Consider the following 14,979-nt stretch of genomic DNA (forward strand, 5'->3'; position numbering starts at 1 on the left):
TGATGGAACACTGGCTGGCCCCCTCGCGCCTGTTCGATGGCGAGGCGTTTCATTCCGGCATGGCGCTGCGGATGCAGGGCGATACCGCTCTGGAATGGGCATGGGCGGATGAGCTGCCCCCGGACGCTGCGCTGCGCCGATTCGATGGGATTGCGGCGCCGGGGCTGATCGACTTGCAGGTGAATGGCGGCGGTGGGGTGCTGCTGAATAACGCGCCCACGGTTGATGGGTTACGGGCGATTGCCGCCGCGCATCGGGGGCTGGGGACGGCGCATATCCTGCCGACGCTGATTACCGACGCGCCTGAGGTGCTGGAGCGCACCACCGCCGCCATGCTGGACCTGTGGACCGGTGATCGGGGCGGGGTTGCCGGGCTGCATATTGAAGGCCCGCATATCAGCATCGCCAAGCGCGGCACCCATGATCCGCGCTTTATCCGCCCGCTGGATCAGCCCACGCTGGATTGCGTCGCGCGGCTGCGTCAGGCGGGCGTGCCGGTGCTGATCACCCTCGCGCCTGAGGCGACCGCGCCGGGTCAGATCGCGGCGCTGGTCGGGATGGGGGCCGTGGTCTCCGTCGGCCATTCCGCCGCCACCCCGGACGAGATGCGCCGCGCACTGGCCGAAGGCGCGGCCAAGGGGACGCATCTGTTCAACGGCATGACCGGCCTTGCCGGGCGTGATCCCGGCGTGGCCGGGGCGCTGCTGGACAGCGATGCAGCTTTGGGCCTGATCGCGGACGGCCATCACGTCAGCGATGTGATGATCCGCCTTGCATGGCGGGCGGCGCGAGGGCCGATGGTACTGGTTTCGGACGCGATGCCGACGGTGGGCGGGCCGGATCATTTCACGCTTTATGGTCAGGAAATCCATGTGCAGGGCGGCAAGCTGGTCAATGCCGAAGGCTCGCTGGCCGGGGTGCATATGGCACTGGCCGAGGCGCTGCCGCGCGTCACCCGCATCCTTGGCGATGACGGCACGCAGGCGTTGGCGGCGGCGACATATGCCCCGGCGACGCTGATGGGGCTGGACGGCTTTGGCCACCTGCGCCCCGGTGCGACTGGCGGTGTGGCGTTGTTTGATAGCGCCCTGCGTTGGCTGGAATGAGTCGCGCCCTTCTGATCTATGCCGCTGCCGCGCTGGCGGAAATCGGCGGCTGTTTTGCCGTTTGGGCATGGTGGCGGGCGGGGGCCTCGGCGCTGTGGCTGATCCCCGGCGCGGCGGCTCTGGCGGCGTTCGGCTTTCTGCTGGCGCTGTCTCCGGCCGAGTTCGCGGGTCGCGCTTATGCGGCCTATGGCGGGGTCTATATCGCGGCTTCGCTGCTGTGGTTGCGGCTGGCCGAGGGCCAGCGGGCTGATCTTTGGGACATCGCCGGGGCGGGCCTGTGCCTGATCGGCGCGGCGGTGATCCTGTTCGTGCCGCGCGGTTAGTAGCCCGCGGTTTCGGTGCTGCGCTGACCTGCGGGCAGGTCGATCTGCACGCCATTCTGCCGCAGCCGCAGGCAGCCTGCCTCAGTCACCGTCCCCGGCAGACCGTTCAGAGCAACGGACTGAATCCTAAGAGAAAACGCCGTGTTCAGTGCCGGTTCCACGCTTTCCGACCACAGCGAGACCGCCATCGGGCCGGGGTGGTTTTCGGCCAGCGCCACGGCCTCGGGCGGCAGGCGGAATGTCAGGATGAACCCGACCGGCTGATCTGTTTCGGGCAGGGTCGCGGGGCCAAGCCCGGTGCAGATGCGCCCGCTCAGCATTCCGCCTGCCGCAGCTATCCGTGCCGCCAGATCGGGGGCAGGTGGCAGCGGCGCAAGGTCGCTGTCCAGCGCCAGCGGATCACCCATCCGCAGCCGCGCCAGCCGGGCGTTGAGCCGGGCGATAAAGGCATCCGTCACGCCCTCTTGCACGATCAGCCGGACAGGGCGCGGGTTCAGCGGCCAATAACGGTCGCAAAGCGCATCCGCCACCGCATCCAGATCGGCGTCGGCGTGGATGATAAAAGCCAGATCAGGCCCCGGAACAGCATCCCCGGACTGCACGACCAGCGCCCCTTCGGGCAGGGCCATCACCGCAAGAAGCGCATGGGCCAGCGGTAGCGCTTTGGGCGCGACACGCAGCACCGCGGCCCGGCCTGCGGCTAAAGCCGGGACGGCTGCGCCGATCAGGGCCGAGGGCAGAACTCCCGCCGGGATAAGGACCAGCGGTGTGGCTGTCGTCTGGTCCAAAGATCCGGCCCGTGCCGGATCGCGCAGGGCGCTGATGGCCAGCGTCAGATCCTCGGTCAGCACCGCGCGGGCGGGCAGGTCAAGGCTCAGCGCCGCCAATGCCGCCAGATCGCGGGCGTGGTGGTTCAGCGCATCCGCCGCACGGGCAAGGTCGGCTGCGGGGGTGCCTGTCCAGACGGCGGCTGGCGCGGGCCAATCTTGCGCCCGCCATGCCTTTGCCTGCGCGCTGTCCAGCCGTTCGGTTCCGTAATCCATCGTCTGCCCCCTTAACCCATCGCCATGCTGCGCGGGTCTGGCGCGGCACCAAAGGTCAGTTCTTCCAGCCGCGCCTCAAGAGCGCCCAACAGCGAACTGGCACCGATGCGGAACAGGTCCGGCTGCATATGACGCGCCCCGAGTTCCTGCTCGATCAGCGACAGCCAGATCAGCGCATCGTGCCATGTCCGCAACCCGCCCGCAGGCTTGAAACCCACCTGCTGCCCGGTCTGGTCCTGATAATCGCGCAAAGCCCGCAGCATCACCAGCGACACCGGCAGCGTCGCGTTCACGGGTTCCTTCCCGGTCGAGGTCTTGATGAAATCTGCCCCGCCCTGCATCGCCACCATCGCGGCGCGATAGATGGTTGTCGCATCCCCCAGTTCCCCCGTAGCCAGAATCGCCTTCATCCGGGCCGGACCGCAGGCGTCGCGCATGGCGCGGGTCTCATCGTAAAGACGTGGCCAGTCGCCGGTCAACGCGGCCTCGCGGCTGATAACGATGTCGATTTCTGCCGCGCCCTGTTCGACGCAGTAACGGATTTCCGCAAGCCGCAGGTCCAAGGGCATCAGCCCGGCGGGAAAGCCCGTTGCAACCGAGGCTACCGGCAGCGCCCCGTCCAGCGCGGCAACCGCATGGGGAACCATGGCCGGATAGACGCAGACCGCGCCGGTGTGCAGCGCCTTCAGCCCAAGCGCTTGTAACAGTTGCGGTCGTAGCGGCTGGCGGGCCTTGGCGCAGAGGCGGCGGACCCGGCCAGCGGTATCATCACCGGCCAGCGTGGTCAGGTCGATGCAGCGGATAGCGTGGGTTAACCATTCTGCCTGATGCTCGGGTGTGACCGGACGGGCGGCGGCGATGGCGCGGGCGCGGGCCGCGATGGCGCGGTCGTTCAGCCGGTGGTGCAGCCAGCCGGGGATGAAATCGGTGCCGTGGTTCATGCGCCTTCCCTGGTCAGGGCAGCGAATTCGGCCGCGTCGGCATAGCTGGACTGCGCCCCGCGCCGCGTGACCGAGACCGCCGCATAGCGGGCGGCGCGGGTCAGCGCATCGGTGGTGTCGTGGCTTTCGACCCAAAACCGGGCGAAGCTGCCGATAAAGGCGTCGCCCGCGCCGGTGGTGTCGACGGGCTGCGCGGGATGGGCGGGGATGCGAACCGTGCCTTCCGGCCCGAACAGCCGTGCGCCCTTTGCGCCAAGCGTCACGATGACCTGCCCCACGCCTTGCGCCAGCAGCGCCCCGGCTGCCGCTGCGATCTGATCGTCACTTTCGACCGGCAGGCCGGTCAGCAGGGCCAGCTCGGTCTGGTTCGGGGCGATAAAGGTCAGCCCGGCCAGCCGCAAAGGGTCCAGATCGGGATGCGCAGGGGCAGGGTTCAGCAGGCAGGGGATGCCATGGGCAGCGGCAAAACGGATGGCGTGGTAAACGGCGGGCAAAGGGACTTCCAGTTGCAGCAGGATCAGTCCGCAACCGCGCAGATCATCGCCCGCAGCATCAATATCGGCAGGCGCCACCTGACCGTTCGCACCCGCCACAATAATGATGCGGTTCTCGCCCGAGGGTTCCACCAGCACCGTTGCCACGCCCGAAGGTGTGCCGGTCAGACGACGCAGATGGCGGGTGTCGACGCCCTGCGCGGCCAGATTGCGGGCCATGTCGGTGCCGAAAATATCATCACCCACCGCGCCGACCATCAGCACATCGCCGCCAAGCCGGGCGGCGGCCACGGCCTGATTGGCACCTTTGCCACCGAAACCCAGCGCGAAATCCGGGGCGGCGATGGTCTCGCCCGCCGCAGGAAAACGGGTCAGGAACGTGACCATATCCATATTGACCGAGCCGATAACGGCAATCCGCTGCGACATGACGCCCCCGTTACGCCCCTTGTTCGCGCCGGATTTTGCCCCGGCGCGAAGCGAAAGGCCAGCGTCTAATCGCCGTCGTTGTCGTCACCGAAACGGGCGTCATCGGCATATTCGTCCTCGCCCTCGGGGATGTATTTGGCCGAGTTGCGGATGGAATGATCATCATGTGCCGGATCCATGACCACATCCGAGGGGATTTCCCCGGCCAGCCATTCCAGCACCTCGTCGCGGGCCTCGCGCGGGTCTTGTTCGGTCAGTTCCGCGATATAGGCGATGAACAGTCTGGAATCGCCGTCGATGTCGTCCAGCCGCTCCTCGTCCACACCGTCCCAGCGGTCTGTGATGGCCTCATAAAAGGCGGGCCAATTTGCCTGAACATGATGCCATTTCATCCGGTCCCCTCCTCCGGTTAATAGCTGCTGCCAGCCCCCGCCATTTCGGCCAGTCCGGTGATGTCGCGGCCAAAGCCTGCTACGGTATTGCAGCCTGCCAGAACCGATACGCCCAAAATCAGCGCCAGAATCACGCGGGCCTTTCCGGGGGTCTTGCTGTTACGATACATCATTTTACTGTCCTTCGTCTGCTCTGCTCTGCTTTGTTGTTATTTTGCCTCCCACCACCAGCTTTCGGGCAGGAAACCCGGCCAATCGCCGTAAAGCGGAACGTATTCGGGAAACTTCAGTTCCCGCGCATGGGCCAGCCGCGAGACCTTGGGGTAGGACACCGGGATCACATAGCGCCCCGACATCAGCACCCGGTCCAACGCTTGCGCGGCGGTGACAAAGCCGGCGCGGTCGGTCGCATTCACCAGCCGGTCGATCATCGCTTCGGCGGCGGGGCTATCCATGCCCATCCAGTTGCGGCTGCCGGGCTGGGTCACGCCCTGACGGCCCCAATACAGCCGTTGTTCCACACCGGGCGAGATCGACAGCCCGCGTTCATACCAGGTCATGTCGAACTGATAGTTGTTCGTGCGCTCGATATATTGTGCGGAATCCAGCGTGGTGATGCGGGCGTTGATGCCAAGGTTCTTCAGCGATTCGACATAGATCGACACGATTTGCTGGGTTTCCGAGGCCGTGCGCATGGCCGAACCCGACTGGTTGAGCAGGATTTCAAAGCTGAACGCCTGACCGCGCTGGTTTTTCAGCACCCCGTCCCGAATGGTCCAGCCGGCCTCTGCGAACAGGCGCAGGGCTTCGCGCAGGCTGTGGCGGTCGATGGGCTGATCGCTGCCGTCGGGCAGGGTATAGCCCTCCAGCGCGCCGGGCAGCAGATCGGCGGCGAAAGGTTCCAGCAAGTCGCGCACCGCTCCGGTGGCGGGGCCGGGCTGCATCCCAAGCTCCGAGTTCGAGAAATAGCTGGTCACGCGCGGGTCGCTGTCGCCGGTCAGGGCGTGGTTGATAAAGCGGAAGTTGAACGCTTCGATCATCGCCTGACGAATCCGCCAATCGGCAAAGAGCGGGTTGCGGGTGTTCATCACCAGCCCCATGATCCCCGAAGGCCGCTGATGGCCGATTTCGGATTTCACCACCCGCCCGTCGCGCATGGCGGGGAAATCATATTCGGTTTTCCATTTCACGCCGCTGAGTTCACGCCAGACGTTGATTTCACCGGCGCGGAACGCCTCGGACATGGCGTTGGCGTCACCGAAGTAATCGTAACGGATCTGGTCAAAATTGTTCATGCCCCGGTTCACCGGCAGGTCGTTGCCCCAGTAATCCGGGTTGCGCCGCAGCGTGAGCGAGCGGCCGGGGTCCACCTTGTCAATCACATAAGGCCCCGACCCGATGGGGGGCATCAGGCTGGATTGGGTGAAATCCACGCCTTCCCATTGCGCCTTTTGCAAAATCGGGCGCAGGCCCATCAGCAGCGCCTGTTCCCGGTCGGGTTCGGTAAAGGTAAAGCGGATCTTGTCCGGCCCGGTCTGTTCCATGCTGGCGACCTTGGCCCATGTGCTGCGATAGCGCGGGTGGCCCTGTGTCCCCAGCGTTTCATAGGACCACATCACATCCTGCATCGTGACCGGGCTGCCGTCGGAAAAACGTGCGTCGGGGTTCAGCGTGAACTCGACCCATGTGCGGTCGGGGTCAGTTTCCACGGCGCTGGCCAGCAGGCCGTAAAGGGTGAACGGCTCGTCAATGCTGCGATACATCAGGGTTTCGACCACGCGCCCGCCAAGGATGCCGGAAAATACCGGGTTGCCCTTGATGATCCAGGCGTTGAGCGAATCGAATCCCCCCGGCTCGGCAAAGCGAATCGTTCCGCCTTTCGGCGCCTCTGGGTTGGCATAGGGCAGCGCCGTGAACCCGTCGGGCAGGGCGGGTTCGCCCACCATTGCAATGCCATGCGCGGGCGCGGCAAGGCTTGCCAGCGGCATTGCTGCAACAGTTGCGGCCACAGCCAGAAGTTGAACAAATCGCGGTCTGATCGCAGATTCGTTAGCAAAGTTGAAGATTCGCATTGTCCTGCCCGGTCCTTCGTTGGTCGAGGATCGCCTTTATCTGCATGACCTTAGCCTTGGCTTTGATCCCATGCAAACTTTTGGCTTTCCGGTCGGGGGGCAAACGCGTATAAAGACTGCACTGCTCGATAGGTTTCTTGCCTGTATGAAACCTGCCTCATGACTTGCGCCCGCCTTGTGCGGGCGCTTTTTTTCTTGGGCTTAGCCGGAACTGCATGATGCGTTTTACCCGTCCAGAACTGGCCTTGGTCACAATTACGGCAATTTGGGGTGTGACCTTTCTGGCGGTCGAAACCGCCATGAGTTTCAGCGGGCCGATGGGATTCGTCGGGTTGCGATTCGGGGTTGCGGCGCTGATGCTTGGGCTGTGCAGCATGGGTGTGCTGCGTGGGCTGACGCGGCGTGAACTGGTTGCGGGCGGCGTTATCGGCCTGTCAATCTGCGCGGGCTATGGCTTGCAGACCGCAGGCGTGGCCGAGGTTGGGGCCAGCCGGTCGGCCTTTATCACCGCGCTGTATGTTCCGATTGTGCCTTTGCTGCAATGGCTGGTGCTGCGCCGCCCGCCGCGCTGGGCGGCATGGGCGGGAATCGTGCTGGCCTTTGCCGGGCTGCTGCTGGTCGCGGGGCCGGGCGGGGCCGAAGGCGGCTGGGGTCGGGGCGAGTGGCTGACACTGGGTTGTGCGGTGGCGATTGCCGGGGAAATCCTGCTGATCGGGGCTTTTGCCGGGCAGGTCGATTCGCGGCGGGTGACGGTGGTGCAGCTTGGCGTGGCCTCCGCCGCGGCGTTTGCGGTGATGGGGGCTGTGGGCGAGGGCTGGCCGCCGTCAAGCTGGCAACTTTGGGCGCTGGTCTTGTCGCTGGGGCTGGCCTCAGCGCTGATCCAACTGGTGATGAACTGGGCGCAGCGGACGGTTTCACCGGCGCGCGCCACGGTGATTTATGCGGGCGAGCCGGTTTGGGCGGCGCTGTTCGGGCGGCTGGCGGGCGAACGCCTGCCTGCGCTGGCCCTGTTGGGCGGGGTGTTGATCGTCGCCGGGGTTCTGGTCAGTGAAATGAAGCCCCGCAAGCGGCGCTGATTGCGGTTGCCGCCGGGCCGGGGCGGGCTATGCTGTGGCCAGCAACGCGAAGGAGGCGCAGACAATGGCTGACAAGATTCTGGCGGGTAAGCTGGCGGTGGTGACGGGGTCGAACTCGGGCATCGGGCTTGGGGTGGCGCGGGAACTGGCGCGTGCCGGGGCGGATGTCGTGCTGAACTCCTTTACCGACCGTGACGAGGATCACGCGCTGGCCACTGAGCTGGGGGCCGAGTTTGGCGTGACCGCCCGCTATATCAAGGCCGATATGTCCAAAGGGGCCGAGTGCCGGGCGCTGATCGAACAGGCCGGGCGCTGCGATATTCTGGTGAATAACGCAGGGATTCAGCATGTCGCGCCCATCCCCGATTTCCCGGCCGAGAAATGGGATGCGATCATCGCTATCAACCTTTCTTCGGCCTTCCACACCACCGCCGCCGCGCTGCCTCTGATGCGCAAGGCGGGCTGGGGGCGCGTAGTCAATATCGCCTCGGCCCACGGGCTGACGGCCTCGCCGTTCAAATCGGCCTATGTCGCGGCCAAGCATGGCGTGGTGGGGCTGACCAAGGTCACGGCGCTGGAAACCGCAGAAGATCCGATCACCTGCAACGCCGTCTGCCCCGGCTATGTGCTGACCCCGCTGGTCGAGGCGCAGATCCCCGATACGATGAAGGAATATAACATGAGCCGCGACGACGTGGTGCGCAACGTCTTGCTGGCGCGGCAGCCATCCAAGCAATTCGCCACGGTCGAGCAGCTTGGCGGTACCACCGTGTTCCTGTGCAGCCCGGCAGCGGATCAGATCACCGGCACGACGATTTCCGTCGATGGCGGCTGGACCGCGCTTTAACGGCAGCCTTTCGGCCTGTTGCCGCCGGGGGAGCCTCCGGCGGGGATATTTTCAGACAAAAGATGAGGCTGATTCGGCCTGGATTTCCGCCGTCAGAAAGCGACGGAAGGCTTTGATTGCCGGGCGGTTGCGGCGGCTTTCGGGGCATGTCAGCCAATAGGTATCCGGGCCTTTCGTGACCAGCGGGAAGGGCTGGATCAGTGCGCCGGTTGCCAGCTCGAACCGGAAAAAGCGGGGCGTCAGCAGGGCGATGCCCTCGCCTGCCATGGCCGCGCGAGCCTCTTGCAACTGCGAGGGCATTGTGACCGCCTGACGTGGCGGACAATCCGGGGCGATCACGCCCGCCTGTTGCAGCCAGACTGGCCAATATGGGTCGCCGGGGTTGATCCAGTGCAGGGCCACGATTTGCGCCGGGTCGGTCAGGGCTGCGTGGCGAGCAAGGAAATCAGGTGAAGCTATGGGCGTGACCTCAAACGGCAGCAGCGGCCATGCGGACAGGCCGGGCCAGTCGCCCTTGCCTTTGCGAATCGCAACGTCGATGTCTTCGCGGGCAAAGTCGGTCAGCCGGTCGTTCATGTCGATGCGCAGCGTCAGGTTGGGGTAATCGGCCTGAAACCGTCCGATCCGTTGCGCCAGCCAGTTGCCCGCAAAGCTGGCGGTGGTGGAAATCGTCAGCCGCTCCGCCTGACGGGCAGCCTCGGCAAAGGCAAGCCGCAGGGTCTCGAAGGCCTGCGCGGTGGGGGTGGCGAGGCGGGCGCCGGTCTCGGTCAGGGCCACACCGCGCGGCTGGCGCAGGAACAGGGGCGTGCCAAGGCGATCCTCCAGCATTTTGATCTGATAGCTGACGGCGGCCTGCGTCATGCTTAGCGATTCGGCGGCACGGGTAAAGGACAGGTGACGGGCCACGGCTTCAAAGGCGCGGATGGCGGGCAGGGGCGGCAGGTCCATAAGCTGTGTTTATGTGTGATCTGTGGCGTTTTGTTGGTGGATTGGCGCTGATCGTAGCAATCTGAGCGGGCGGATCAATCAGCTTTATGCGGATGCCGCGCCCGATCTTGCGGCCCCGATCGCAGTGGGCCGGGGCAGGCTGGTGCAAAAGGAGAAGACACCATGGAACAGATCAGCCGCCCCTTGACGCATCCGCTGGCCTTGTGGCTGGTCCGTCTGACCGCCCGGATCGATGCGCGGCACCAGCGCCCGCCGCGCATCGCCTATGACGAAATCCCCGAGGCCCTGCGCCGCGATCTTGGGCTGGACGGCGGCGCACCCCTGCACCGGGACCGGCCCGACGCCCGCAGGTTCTAGTGCAGCACTTCGCAAAAGCCATGGATGCGGGCGATGGCCTCGGCCAGCACCTCATCGGCGGCGGCATAGCTGACGCGGAAATGCGGCGACAGGCCGAAAGCCGCGCCGAACACCACCGCCACGCCGGTTTCATCCAGCAGCGCGGTGCAGAAGGCTTCGTCGTCGGTTATCAGCGTTCCCCCGGCCGAAGTCTTGCCGATCAGCGCCTTGATCGAGGGATAGACGTAAAACGCGCCCTGCGGCGTGGGGCAGGTGATGCCGGGGCAGGCGTTCAGCCCCGCGACGACCAGATCGCGGCGGCGCTGAAAGGCGGTGCGGCTGTCGCGTATGTAATCCTGCGGCCCGGTCAGCGCGGCCAGCGCCGCATATTGGCTGATGCTGCACGGGTTCGAGGTCGATTGCGATTGCAGCTTGGCCATCGCCCCGATCAGCACCTGCGGGCCAGCGCCATAGCCGATGCGCCAGCCGGTCATGGCATAGGCTTTGCTGACCCCGTTCATGGTCAGGGTGCGGTCTTTCAGGCGCGGCTCGACCTGAACCGGGGTGACGAAATCGAACCCGTCAAAGGCGATATGCTCATACATATCATCGGTCAGCAGCCAGACATGCGGGTGATCCATCAGCACATCGGTCAGCGCCTGCATGGCAGCCCGGTCATAGCCCGCCCCCGAGGGGTTCGAGGGCGAGTTCAGGATCACCCATTTCGTGCGCGGCGTGATCGCGGCGGCAAGCTGCGCGGCGGTCAGGCGAAAGCCCTGTTCCAGATGACATTCGACGATCACCGGCGTGCCGCCCGCAAGTTGCACGATGTCGGGATAGCTGACCCAATATGGCGCCGGGATAATGACCTCATCCCCCGGATTGACGGTGGCCAGCAGGGCGTTGAACAGCACTTGCTTGCCCCCGGTGCCGACCGTGACCTGCGCGGGCGTGTAATCCAGCCCGTTCTCGCGGGCAAATTTGGCGGCGATGGCGGCTTTCAGTTCGGGGATGCCGTCTACGGCGGTATAGCGGGTGTGGCCTGCGTCGATGGCGTCCTTGGCCGCCTGCCGGATATGCGCGGGGGTGTCAAAATCAGGCTCGCCCGCCGACAGGGTGATGATGTCACGGCCTTCGGCGGCCAGTTCTCGGGCGCGGCCGGTGATGGCGACGGTGGGCGAGGGTTTGATGCGCGACATTGCGGCAGAAAGGAAAGACATGGCGGGCCTGTTCATCCGAGGGTTCGCCGCCTATGTTGCCCGCAAAACGGGGGAAAGCAATGCGTGAGACAAGGGAAACCCGGCTGAAGCGCCTGCGGATGCGCAGTTGGCGACGCGGGATGAAGGAAATGGACCTGATTTTCGGGGCCTGGGCCGACGGGCCGATGGCGGCGCTGGATGATGCCGGGCTGGACGCTTACGAGCGGGTGATGGATGAGAACGATCAGGATTTGTATTTGTGGCTGACCGCGCGGATTTCGGGGCGCGAGGACCGCGGCCCCGCCGAATTGGCGCCGATGCTGGACCAGATCGCCACCTTCGCCGCCGGGAAGTTGCACGGATAGTTACTATTTTAATGAAAAAATCCGGGGTGCGTTAACGGGATATTGGGATTTTTGCGCCTATGGTCGGTCAAAGAGAGTTAAGGACCGACAATGACCATGTATGCCCCCCTTCGCCCCTCTGATGCGCTTGCGGTTGTGGATCGCAGTCGTGACTTTTTCGATGCTCTGGCCCTGCTGGTGCGGATGCACCGCCTGATGCTGGATGTCATCAAGGATGAGTTTGAGCGTCTGGGCCAGACCGAGCTGACCCCGGTGCAGGCGATGTTGCTGTATCACCTTGGCGAAGACGAGGTGACGGCGGGGGAGTTGCGGTCCCGTGGCATGTATCAGGGCAGCAATGTCAGCTATAATCTGAAAAAGCTGGTAGCGATGGGTTATGTCAGCCATGCGCGCAGCGATACCGACCGCCGGGCGGTGCGGGTGCGGCTGACGGAAACCGGCGAATGGGTGCGTGACCGCTTGCGTGATTTGTTCATCCGCCACGCCAAGATGCTGGATATGTCCGGGGTAATGGACGACCCGCCGCTGGATCTGGTCAACGCGCAGACGCGGCGGATCGAACGGTTCTGGATGGAGCAGATCCGCTATATCTATTGATTACCAATGCCCGGTATTGCCCATGCTGGCCCAGGGCTCTTGCGGGGGCAGGGTGCCGTCTTGCAACAGCTCGATGCTGATGTTGTCGGGGCTGCGGACAAAGGCCATATGCCCGTCGCGCGGCGGGCGGTTGATGGTGATGCCCGCATCCATCAACTTTTGGCACATCTCATAGATATTCCCGACCCGATAGGCGAGGTGGCCGAAGTGGCGGCTGTCAGAGGGCAGGCCGTCGTCGCCATCCCAGTTATAGGTCAACTCGACCGGACATTCCGGCTGGTCGGGCGGTGCCATGAACACCAGCGTGAAGCGGCCCTGTTCATTGTCGATGCGGCGGGTCTCGACCAGTCCCAGCAGGCCGAAAAAGCGCATGGAGGCGTCAAGGTCTTTGACCCGGACCATGGTATGCAGATAGCGCAGGCTCATTGCGATTCCTTTCCTGATCTGGCGACAGATTGCCAGCTTCATCAGGGCAGGGCAAATCCGGTTGCCGCGCGGCGGGGGCGGGACTACAAACCCGGTAAGTAAAACCGGAGAGACCTTATGCCGCTCAGCCCCGAACAGCAGGCCGAAATCGACGCCCAACGGCAGGACAGCCACAGCACCCTGCGCCCCACAGTGCCGGGGATCGAGGCGCATCTTTACAGCGCCCATCCGGTTCTGGACCACGGCTTCGTCCGGGTCATTGACTATATGGGCGACGATTCCGCCATCGTGCAAGCGGCGCGGGTCAGCTATGGCCGCGGCACCAAGTCGGTGTCCACGGACGAAGGGCTGATCCGCTATCTGATGCGGCACTGGCATTCGACTCCGTTCGAGATGTGCGAGATCAAGCTGCATGTCAAACTGCCGGTTTTCGTCGCGCGGCAATGGATCAGGCACCGCACCGCGAACGTGAACGAATATTCCGCGCGCTATTCGATTCTGGACCGTGAGTTTTATATTCCCGCGCCGGAGCATCTGGCCGCGCAATCGACCCAGAACCATCAGGGCCGGGGCGAGATTTTGGAAGGCGAGGAAGCCGCCCGTGTGCTGGAGGTGCTGAAAACCGACGCCATGCGGTCCTATGACAATTACGAGGCAATGATGTCTCAGGACGGTCAGCAGGGCCTCGCCCGCGAATTGGCGCGGATGAACCTGCCTGCCAATATCTACACTCAGTGGTATTGGAAAACCGACCTGCATAATCTGTTGCATTTCCTGCGCTTGCGGGCTGATCCTCATGCACAATATGAAATCCGCGCCTATGCCGATGCCATGTGCGACATCGTGGCGGATTGGGTGCCTTTTGCCTTCCGTGCCTTCCGCGATTACCGGATGGATGCGCAAAGCCTGTCGGCGCAGGCGGTGGCGGTGCTGAAACGGCGGCTGGCGGGAGAGAGCGTCACGCAGGAAGAGTCCGGCATGTCCGCGCGGGAATGGCGCGAGTTTCAGGCCGAATGGGGCTGATGGAAAGGGCCGGCCGCAGGGCCGGCCCGATGCTTACACGCGGGTGACGCGGATCGCGTTGCCCCAGGGGTCGCTGCGCAACCCGGCTTGCAGGCTGCTGCCAGTCCCGGCCCGCAGCTCCACCTCGGCCAGACCCAGCGCATCCGCCGGGCGCTTGCCTGCGCCACGGCTGTTCCACACATTCCCCGCAAGGTGGTGGTGATAGCCGCCAGTCGCAAAGAAGCTGGCCGAAGGGATGTGTGAGGTCAGGTCAAAGCCAAGCTCACCCACATAGAACTTTTCCGCCTCGGCCACATTGCCGACTTGCAGGTGGACATGACCGATCACCGTGCCATCCGGCGCGCCGGACCAGGTGCCGGGTGCGGCCATCAGCTCCAGCAGGTTCAGCGGCACCGTGTCCATATTCACGCGCTTGCCGTCGGTATCCCATTGATTGCGCGGCCGGTCGGCATAGATTTCGATGCCGTTGCCTTCGGGATCGTGCAGATATATTGCCTCGCTGACAAGGTGATCTGATGCGCCGTCCAGCCGGATGTCGTTGCTGCGGGCGTGGTTCAGCCAACGGCCGAGATCCTCGCGCGAGGGCAGCAGGAAGGCATTATGAAACAGCCCTGCCTCACGCGGGTAAACCCGGCCCGCCATGTCGCGGCGCAGTTCCAGAAGGGGGCGATCCGCCGCACCAAGGGTCATGCTTTCGCCGTCGCGGGACAGCAGATTCAGGCCAAGCGCGGTTTGGTAAAAGTCACCGATCCGGTCCAGATTGCGCACCTTCAGCGCAACGCGACTGATCGAAACGGGGGCGTCACTGGTTGCCATTGGTGTCTCTCCTTACTTCGTCAGGGCCGCAGCGCCGCCGCCAAGCAACGCCTGAACCAACAGGGCTATCGCCCAAAAAGCCGGATATTCCCAGCCACCGCCCTGATTGTTGAACCAGAACCCATTGGGCGCATGGGCGAAAATCGCTGCGCCAAGCAGAACCGGGATCAGCAGCAGCGCCACAAGGCTGGTCTGAAAGCCCAAAATCAGCGCGATGCCACCCAGCAGTTCCGCTGCAATGGTCACATAGGCCAGCGCACCGGGCAAGCCGAGCGAGCCGAAATACCCCGCCACGCCCGCAGGGGTCAGCACGAAAATCTTCAGCCAGACATGGGCCAGAAACAGCGCTCCAAGCGTCACCCGCAGGATCAATGCTGCATTGGCGACGGCGTTGGGGCTGCCAAAACCAAAACTTTGCAGAAGGTTGTTCATCGTTTTTCCTTTCAAGGCCCGCAGGCCGATTGTGTTGCGGCAGAGATAGGATATTGCTTGCGGGCCTGAAATGGACATAATTATGGAATAACTTTCGCCAATTTGGAGGCAATT

Annotated in this window: 19 protein-coding genes; 8 read left to right on the top strand and 11 right to left on the bottom strand. The window is 64.3% G+C overall.

Going from position 1 to position 14,979, the window contains the following annotated elements; genetic code table 11:
- The first annotated feature begins 2 nt into the window (after window positions 1-2).
- Entirely contained in the window at window positions 3-1,106 is a 1,104-nt protein-coding gene (locus Q4G24_RS04735; RefSeq protein WP_303365356.1) for an N-acetylglucosamine-6-phosphate deacetylase, read from the top strand.
- Window positions 1,103-1,429, top strand: coding sequence for a YnfA family protein (locus tag Q4G24_RS04740; RefSeq protein ID WP_303365357.1), 327 nt, complete (start codon window positions 1,103-1,105; stop codon window positions 1,427-1,429). Before Q4G24_RS04735 ends, Q4G24_RS04740 begins: the two co-directional genes overlap by 4 nt.
- Here the strand turns inward: Q4G24_RS04740 and Q4G24_RS04745 are convergent.
- The 6 genes from Q4G24_RS04745 to Q4G24_RS04770 form a co-directional block, all read right to left on the bottom strand.
- On the bottom strand, window positions 1,426-2,472 hold the full coding sequence (locus Q4G24_RS04745) for an aldehyde dehydrogenase family protein (RefSeq protein WP_303365358.1): 1,047 nt from the start codon (window positions 2,470-2,472) through the stop codon (window positions 1,426-1,428). The two genes, Q4G24_RS04740 and Q4G24_RS04745, sit on opposite strands and share 4 nt — an antisense overlap.
- A gap of 11 nt (window positions 2,473-2,483) precedes the next feature.
- Window positions 2,484-3,413, bottom strand: a complete 930-nt coding sequence (deoC, locus tag Q4G24_RS04750; RefSeq protein WP_303365359.1) for a deoxyribose-phosphate aldolase — start codon at window positions 3,411-3,413, stop codon at window positions 2,484-2,486.
- Entirely contained in the window at window positions 3,410-4,336 is a 927-nt protein-coding gene (gene rbsK / locus Q4G24_RS04755) for a ribokinase (RefSeq protein WP_303365360.1), read from the bottom strand. The genes deoC and rbsK overlap by 4 nt, the downstream gene beginning before the upstream one ends.
- Before the next feature lie 65 nt (window positions 4,337-4,401).
- Window positions 4,402-4,728: a hypothetical protein gene (locus Q4G24_RS04760; RefSeq protein WP_303365361.1), complete on the bottom strand. Its 327-nt coding sequence runs from the start codon at window positions 4,726-4,728 to the stop codon at window positions 4,402-4,404.
- 17 nt (window positions 4,729-4,745) lie between these two features.
- Window positions 4,746-4,901 (bottom strand): hypothetical protein, encoded by a 156-nt coding sequence (locus tag Q4G24_RS04765; RefSeq protein WP_303365362.1) that lies wholly within the window; start codon window positions 4,899-4,901, stop codon window positions 4,746-4,748.
- Between the two features lie 36 nt (window positions 4,902-4,937).
- Window positions 4,938-6,716, bottom strand: a complete 1,779-nt coding sequence (locus tag Q4G24_RS04770) for an extracellular solute-binding protein (RefSeq protein ID WP_303365363.1) — start codon at window positions 6,714-6,716, stop codon at window positions 4,938-4,940.
- A gap of 299 nt (window positions 6,717-7,015) precedes the next feature.
- On the opposite strand from Q4G24_RS04770, the gene Q4G24_RS04775 reads away from it, so the two are divergent.
- Entirely contained in the window at window positions 7,016-7,876 is an 861-nt protein-coding gene (locus Q4G24_RS04775; RefSeq protein ID WP_303365364.1) for a DMT family transporter, read from the top strand.
- 64 nt (window positions 7,877-7,940) lie between these two features.
- Window positions 7,941-8,723: a 3-hydroxybutyrate dehydrogenase gene (locus tag Q4G24_RS04780; protein ID WP_303365365.1), complete on the top strand. Its 783-nt coding sequence runs from the start codon at window positions 7,941-7,943 to the stop codon at window positions 8,721-8,723.
- A gap of 51 nt (window positions 8,724-8,774) precedes the next feature.
- Here the strand turns inward: Q4G24_RS04780 and Q4G24_RS04785 are convergent, their stop codons facing one another.
- Complete coding sequence (locus Q4G24_RS04785; RefSeq protein WP_303365366.1) at window positions 8,775-9,671, bottom strand: LysR substrate-binding domain-containing protein; 897 nt, start codon at window positions 9,669-9,671, stop codon at window positions 8,775-8,777.
- A gap of 162 nt (window positions 9,672-9,833) precedes the next feature.
- On the opposite strand from Q4G24_RS04785, the gene Q4G24_RS04790 reads away from it, so the two are divergent.
- A complete protein-coding gene (locus tag Q4G24_RS04790) occupies window positions 9,834-10,028 on the top strand; it encodes a hypothetical protein (protein ID WP_303365367.1) in 195 nt (64 codons plus the stop codon).
- On the opposite strand, the gene Q4G24_RS04795 is transcribed toward Q4G24_RS04790, so the two are convergent.
- Entirely contained in the window at window positions 10,025-11,227 is a 1,203-nt protein-coding gene (locus Q4G24_RS04795) for a pyridoxal phosphate-dependent aminotransferase (protein WP_303365368.1), read from the bottom strand. The genes Q4G24_RS04790 and Q4G24_RS04795 overlap by 4 nt on opposite strands.
- A 59-nt stretch (window positions 11,228-11,286) precedes the next feature.
- On the opposite strand from Q4G24_RS04795, the gene Q4G24_RS04800 reads away from it, so the two are divergent.
- Together Q4G24_RS04800 and Q4G24_RS04805 are read left to right on the top strand one after the other, a co-directional pair.
- The gene (locus tag Q4G24_RS04800) at window positions 11,287-11,571 is read left to right on the top strand and encodes a succinate dehydrogenase assembly factor 2 (protein ID WP_303365369.1); all 285 of its coding nucleotides are present in this window, start codon (window positions 11,287-11,289) and stop codon (window positions 11,569-11,571) included.
- A gap of 96 nt (window positions 11,572-11,667) precedes the next feature.
- Complete coding sequence (locus Q4G24_RS04805) at window positions 11,668-12,168, top strand: MarR family winged helix-turn-helix transcriptional regulator (protein ID WP_303365406.1); 501 nt, start codon at window positions 11,668-11,670, stop codon at window positions 12,166-12,168.
- Here the strand turns inward: Q4G24_RS04805 and Q4G24_RS04810 are convergent, their stop codons facing one another.
- Window positions 12,169-12,594, bottom strand: a complete 426-nt coding sequence (locus Q4G24_RS04810) for a VOC family protein (protein WP_303365370.1) — start codon at window positions 12,592-12,594, stop codon at window positions 12,169-12,171. It abuts the gene before it with no gap.
- Between the two features lie 117 nt (window positions 12,595-12,711).
- Between Q4G24_RS04810 and thyX the strand changes: the two genes are divergently transcribed.
- On the top strand, window positions 12,712-13,617 hold the full coding sequence (gene thyX / locus Q4G24_RS04815; protein ID WP_303365371.1) for an FAD-dependent thymidylate synthase: 906 nt from the start codon (window positions 12,712-12,714) through the stop codon (window positions 13,615-13,617).
- A 33-nt stretch (window positions 13,618-13,650) separates the two neighbouring features.
- On the opposite strand, the gene Q4G24_RS04820 is transcribed toward thyX, so the two are convergent.
- On the bottom strand, window positions 13,651-14,433 hold the full coding sequence (locus Q4G24_RS04820) for a VOC family protein (RefSeq protein WP_303365372.1): 783 nt from the start codon (window positions 14,431-14,433) through the stop codon (window positions 13,651-13,653).
- Window positions 14,434-14,445: 12 nt separating this feature from the next.
- Window positions 14,446-14,865 carry a DoxX family protein gene (locus tag Q4G24_RS04825; protein ID WP_303365373.1) on the bottom strand — a complete coding sequence of 140 codons (420 nt, stop codon included), beginning with the start codon at window positions 14,863-14,865 and terminating at the stop codon, window positions 14,446-14,448.
- Between the last annotated feature and the right edge of the window lie 114 nt (window positions 14,866-14,979).

It is taken from the genome of Paracoccus sp. (in: a-proteobacteria) (assembly GCF_030538695.1).
GTDB lineage: Bacteria > Pseudomonadota > Alphaproteobacteria > Rhodobacterales > Rhodobacteraceae > Paracoccus.

What these genes read in the sequence shown, in the direction of transcription:
- Q4G24_RS04735 (WP_303365356.1), top strand. Translation starts at nt 3, where the DNA reads ATGGAACACTGGCTGGCCCCCTCGCGCCTGTTCGATGGCGAGGCGTTT.
- Q4G24_RS04740 (WP_303365357.1), top strand. Translation starts at nt 1,103, where the DNA reads ATGAGTCGCGCCCTTCTGATCTATGCCGCTGCCGCGCTGGCGGAAATC.
- Q4G24_RS04745 (WP_303365358.1), bottom strand. Translation starts at nt 2,472, where the DNA reads ATGGATTACGGAACCGAACGGCTGGACAGCGCGCAGGCAAAGGCATGG.
- deoC (WP_303365359.1), bottom strand. Translation starts at nt 3,413, where the DNA reads ATGAACCACGGCACCGATTTCATCCCCGGCTGGCTGCACCACCGGCTG.
- rbsK (WP_303365360.1), bottom strand. Translation starts at nt 4,336, where the DNA reads ATGTCGCAGCGGATTGCCGTTATCGGCTCGGTCAATATGGATATGGTC.
- Q4G24_RS04760 (WP_303365361.1), bottom strand. Translation starts at nt 4,728, where the DNA reads ATGAAATGGCATCATGTTCAGGCAAATTGGCCCGCCTTTTATGAGGCC.
- Q4G24_RS04765 (WP_303365362.1), bottom strand. Translation starts at nt 4,901, where the DNA reads ATGATGTATCGTAACAGCAAGACCCCCGGAAAGGCCCGCGTGATTCTG.
- Q4G24_RS04770 (WP_303365363.1), bottom strand. Translation starts at nt 6,716, where the DNA reads ATGCCGCTGGCAAGCCTTGCCGCGCCCGCGCATGGCATTGCAATGGTG.
- Q4G24_RS04775 (WP_303365364.1), top strand. Translation starts at nt 7,016, where the DNA reads ATGATGCGTTTTACCCGTCCAGAACTGGCCTTGGTCACAATTACGGCA.
- Q4G24_RS04780 (WP_303365365.1), top strand. Translation starts at nt 7,941, where the DNA reads ATGGCTGACAAGATTCTGGCGGGTAAGCTGGCGGTGGTGACGGGGTCG.
- Q4G24_RS04785 (WP_303365366.1), bottom strand. Translation starts at nt 9,671, where the DNA reads ATGGACCTGCCGCCCCTGCCCGCCATCCGCGCCTTTGAAGCCGTGGCC.
- Q4G24_RS04790 (WP_303365367.1), top strand. Translation starts at nt 9,834, where the DNA reads ATGGAACAGATCAGCCGCCCCTTGACGCATCCGCTGGCCTTGTGGCTG.
- Q4G24_RS04795 (WP_303365368.1), bottom strand. Translation starts at nt 11,227, where the DNA reads ATGTCTTTCCTTTCTGCCGCAATGTCGCGCATCAAACCCTCGCCCACC.
- Q4G24_RS04800 (WP_303365369.1), top strand. Translation starts at nt 11,287, where the DNA reads ATGCGTGAGACAAGGGAAACCCGGCTGAAGCGCCTGCGGATGCGCAGT.
- Q4G24_RS04805 (WP_303365406.1), top strand. Translation starts at nt 11,668, where the DNA reads ATGTATGCCCCCCTTCGCCCCTCTGATGCGCTTGCGGTTGTGGATCGC.
- Q4G24_RS04810 (WP_303365370.1), bottom strand. Translation starts at nt 12,594, where the DNA reads ATGAGCCTGCGCTATCTGCATACCATGGTCCGGGTCAAAGACCTTGAC.
- thyX (WP_303365371.1), top strand. Translation starts at nt 12,712, where the DNA reads ATGCCGCTCAGCCCCGAACAGCAGGCCGAAATCGACGCCCAACGGCAG.
- Q4G24_RS04820 (WP_303365372.1), bottom strand. Translation starts at nt 14,433, where the DNA reads ATGGCAACCAGTGACGCCCCCGTTTCGATCAGTCGCGTTGCGCTGAAG.
- Q4G24_RS04825 (WP_303365373.1), bottom strand. Translation starts at nt 14,865, where the DNA reads ATGAACAACCTTCTGCAAAGTTTTGGTTTTGGCAGCCCCAACGCCGTC.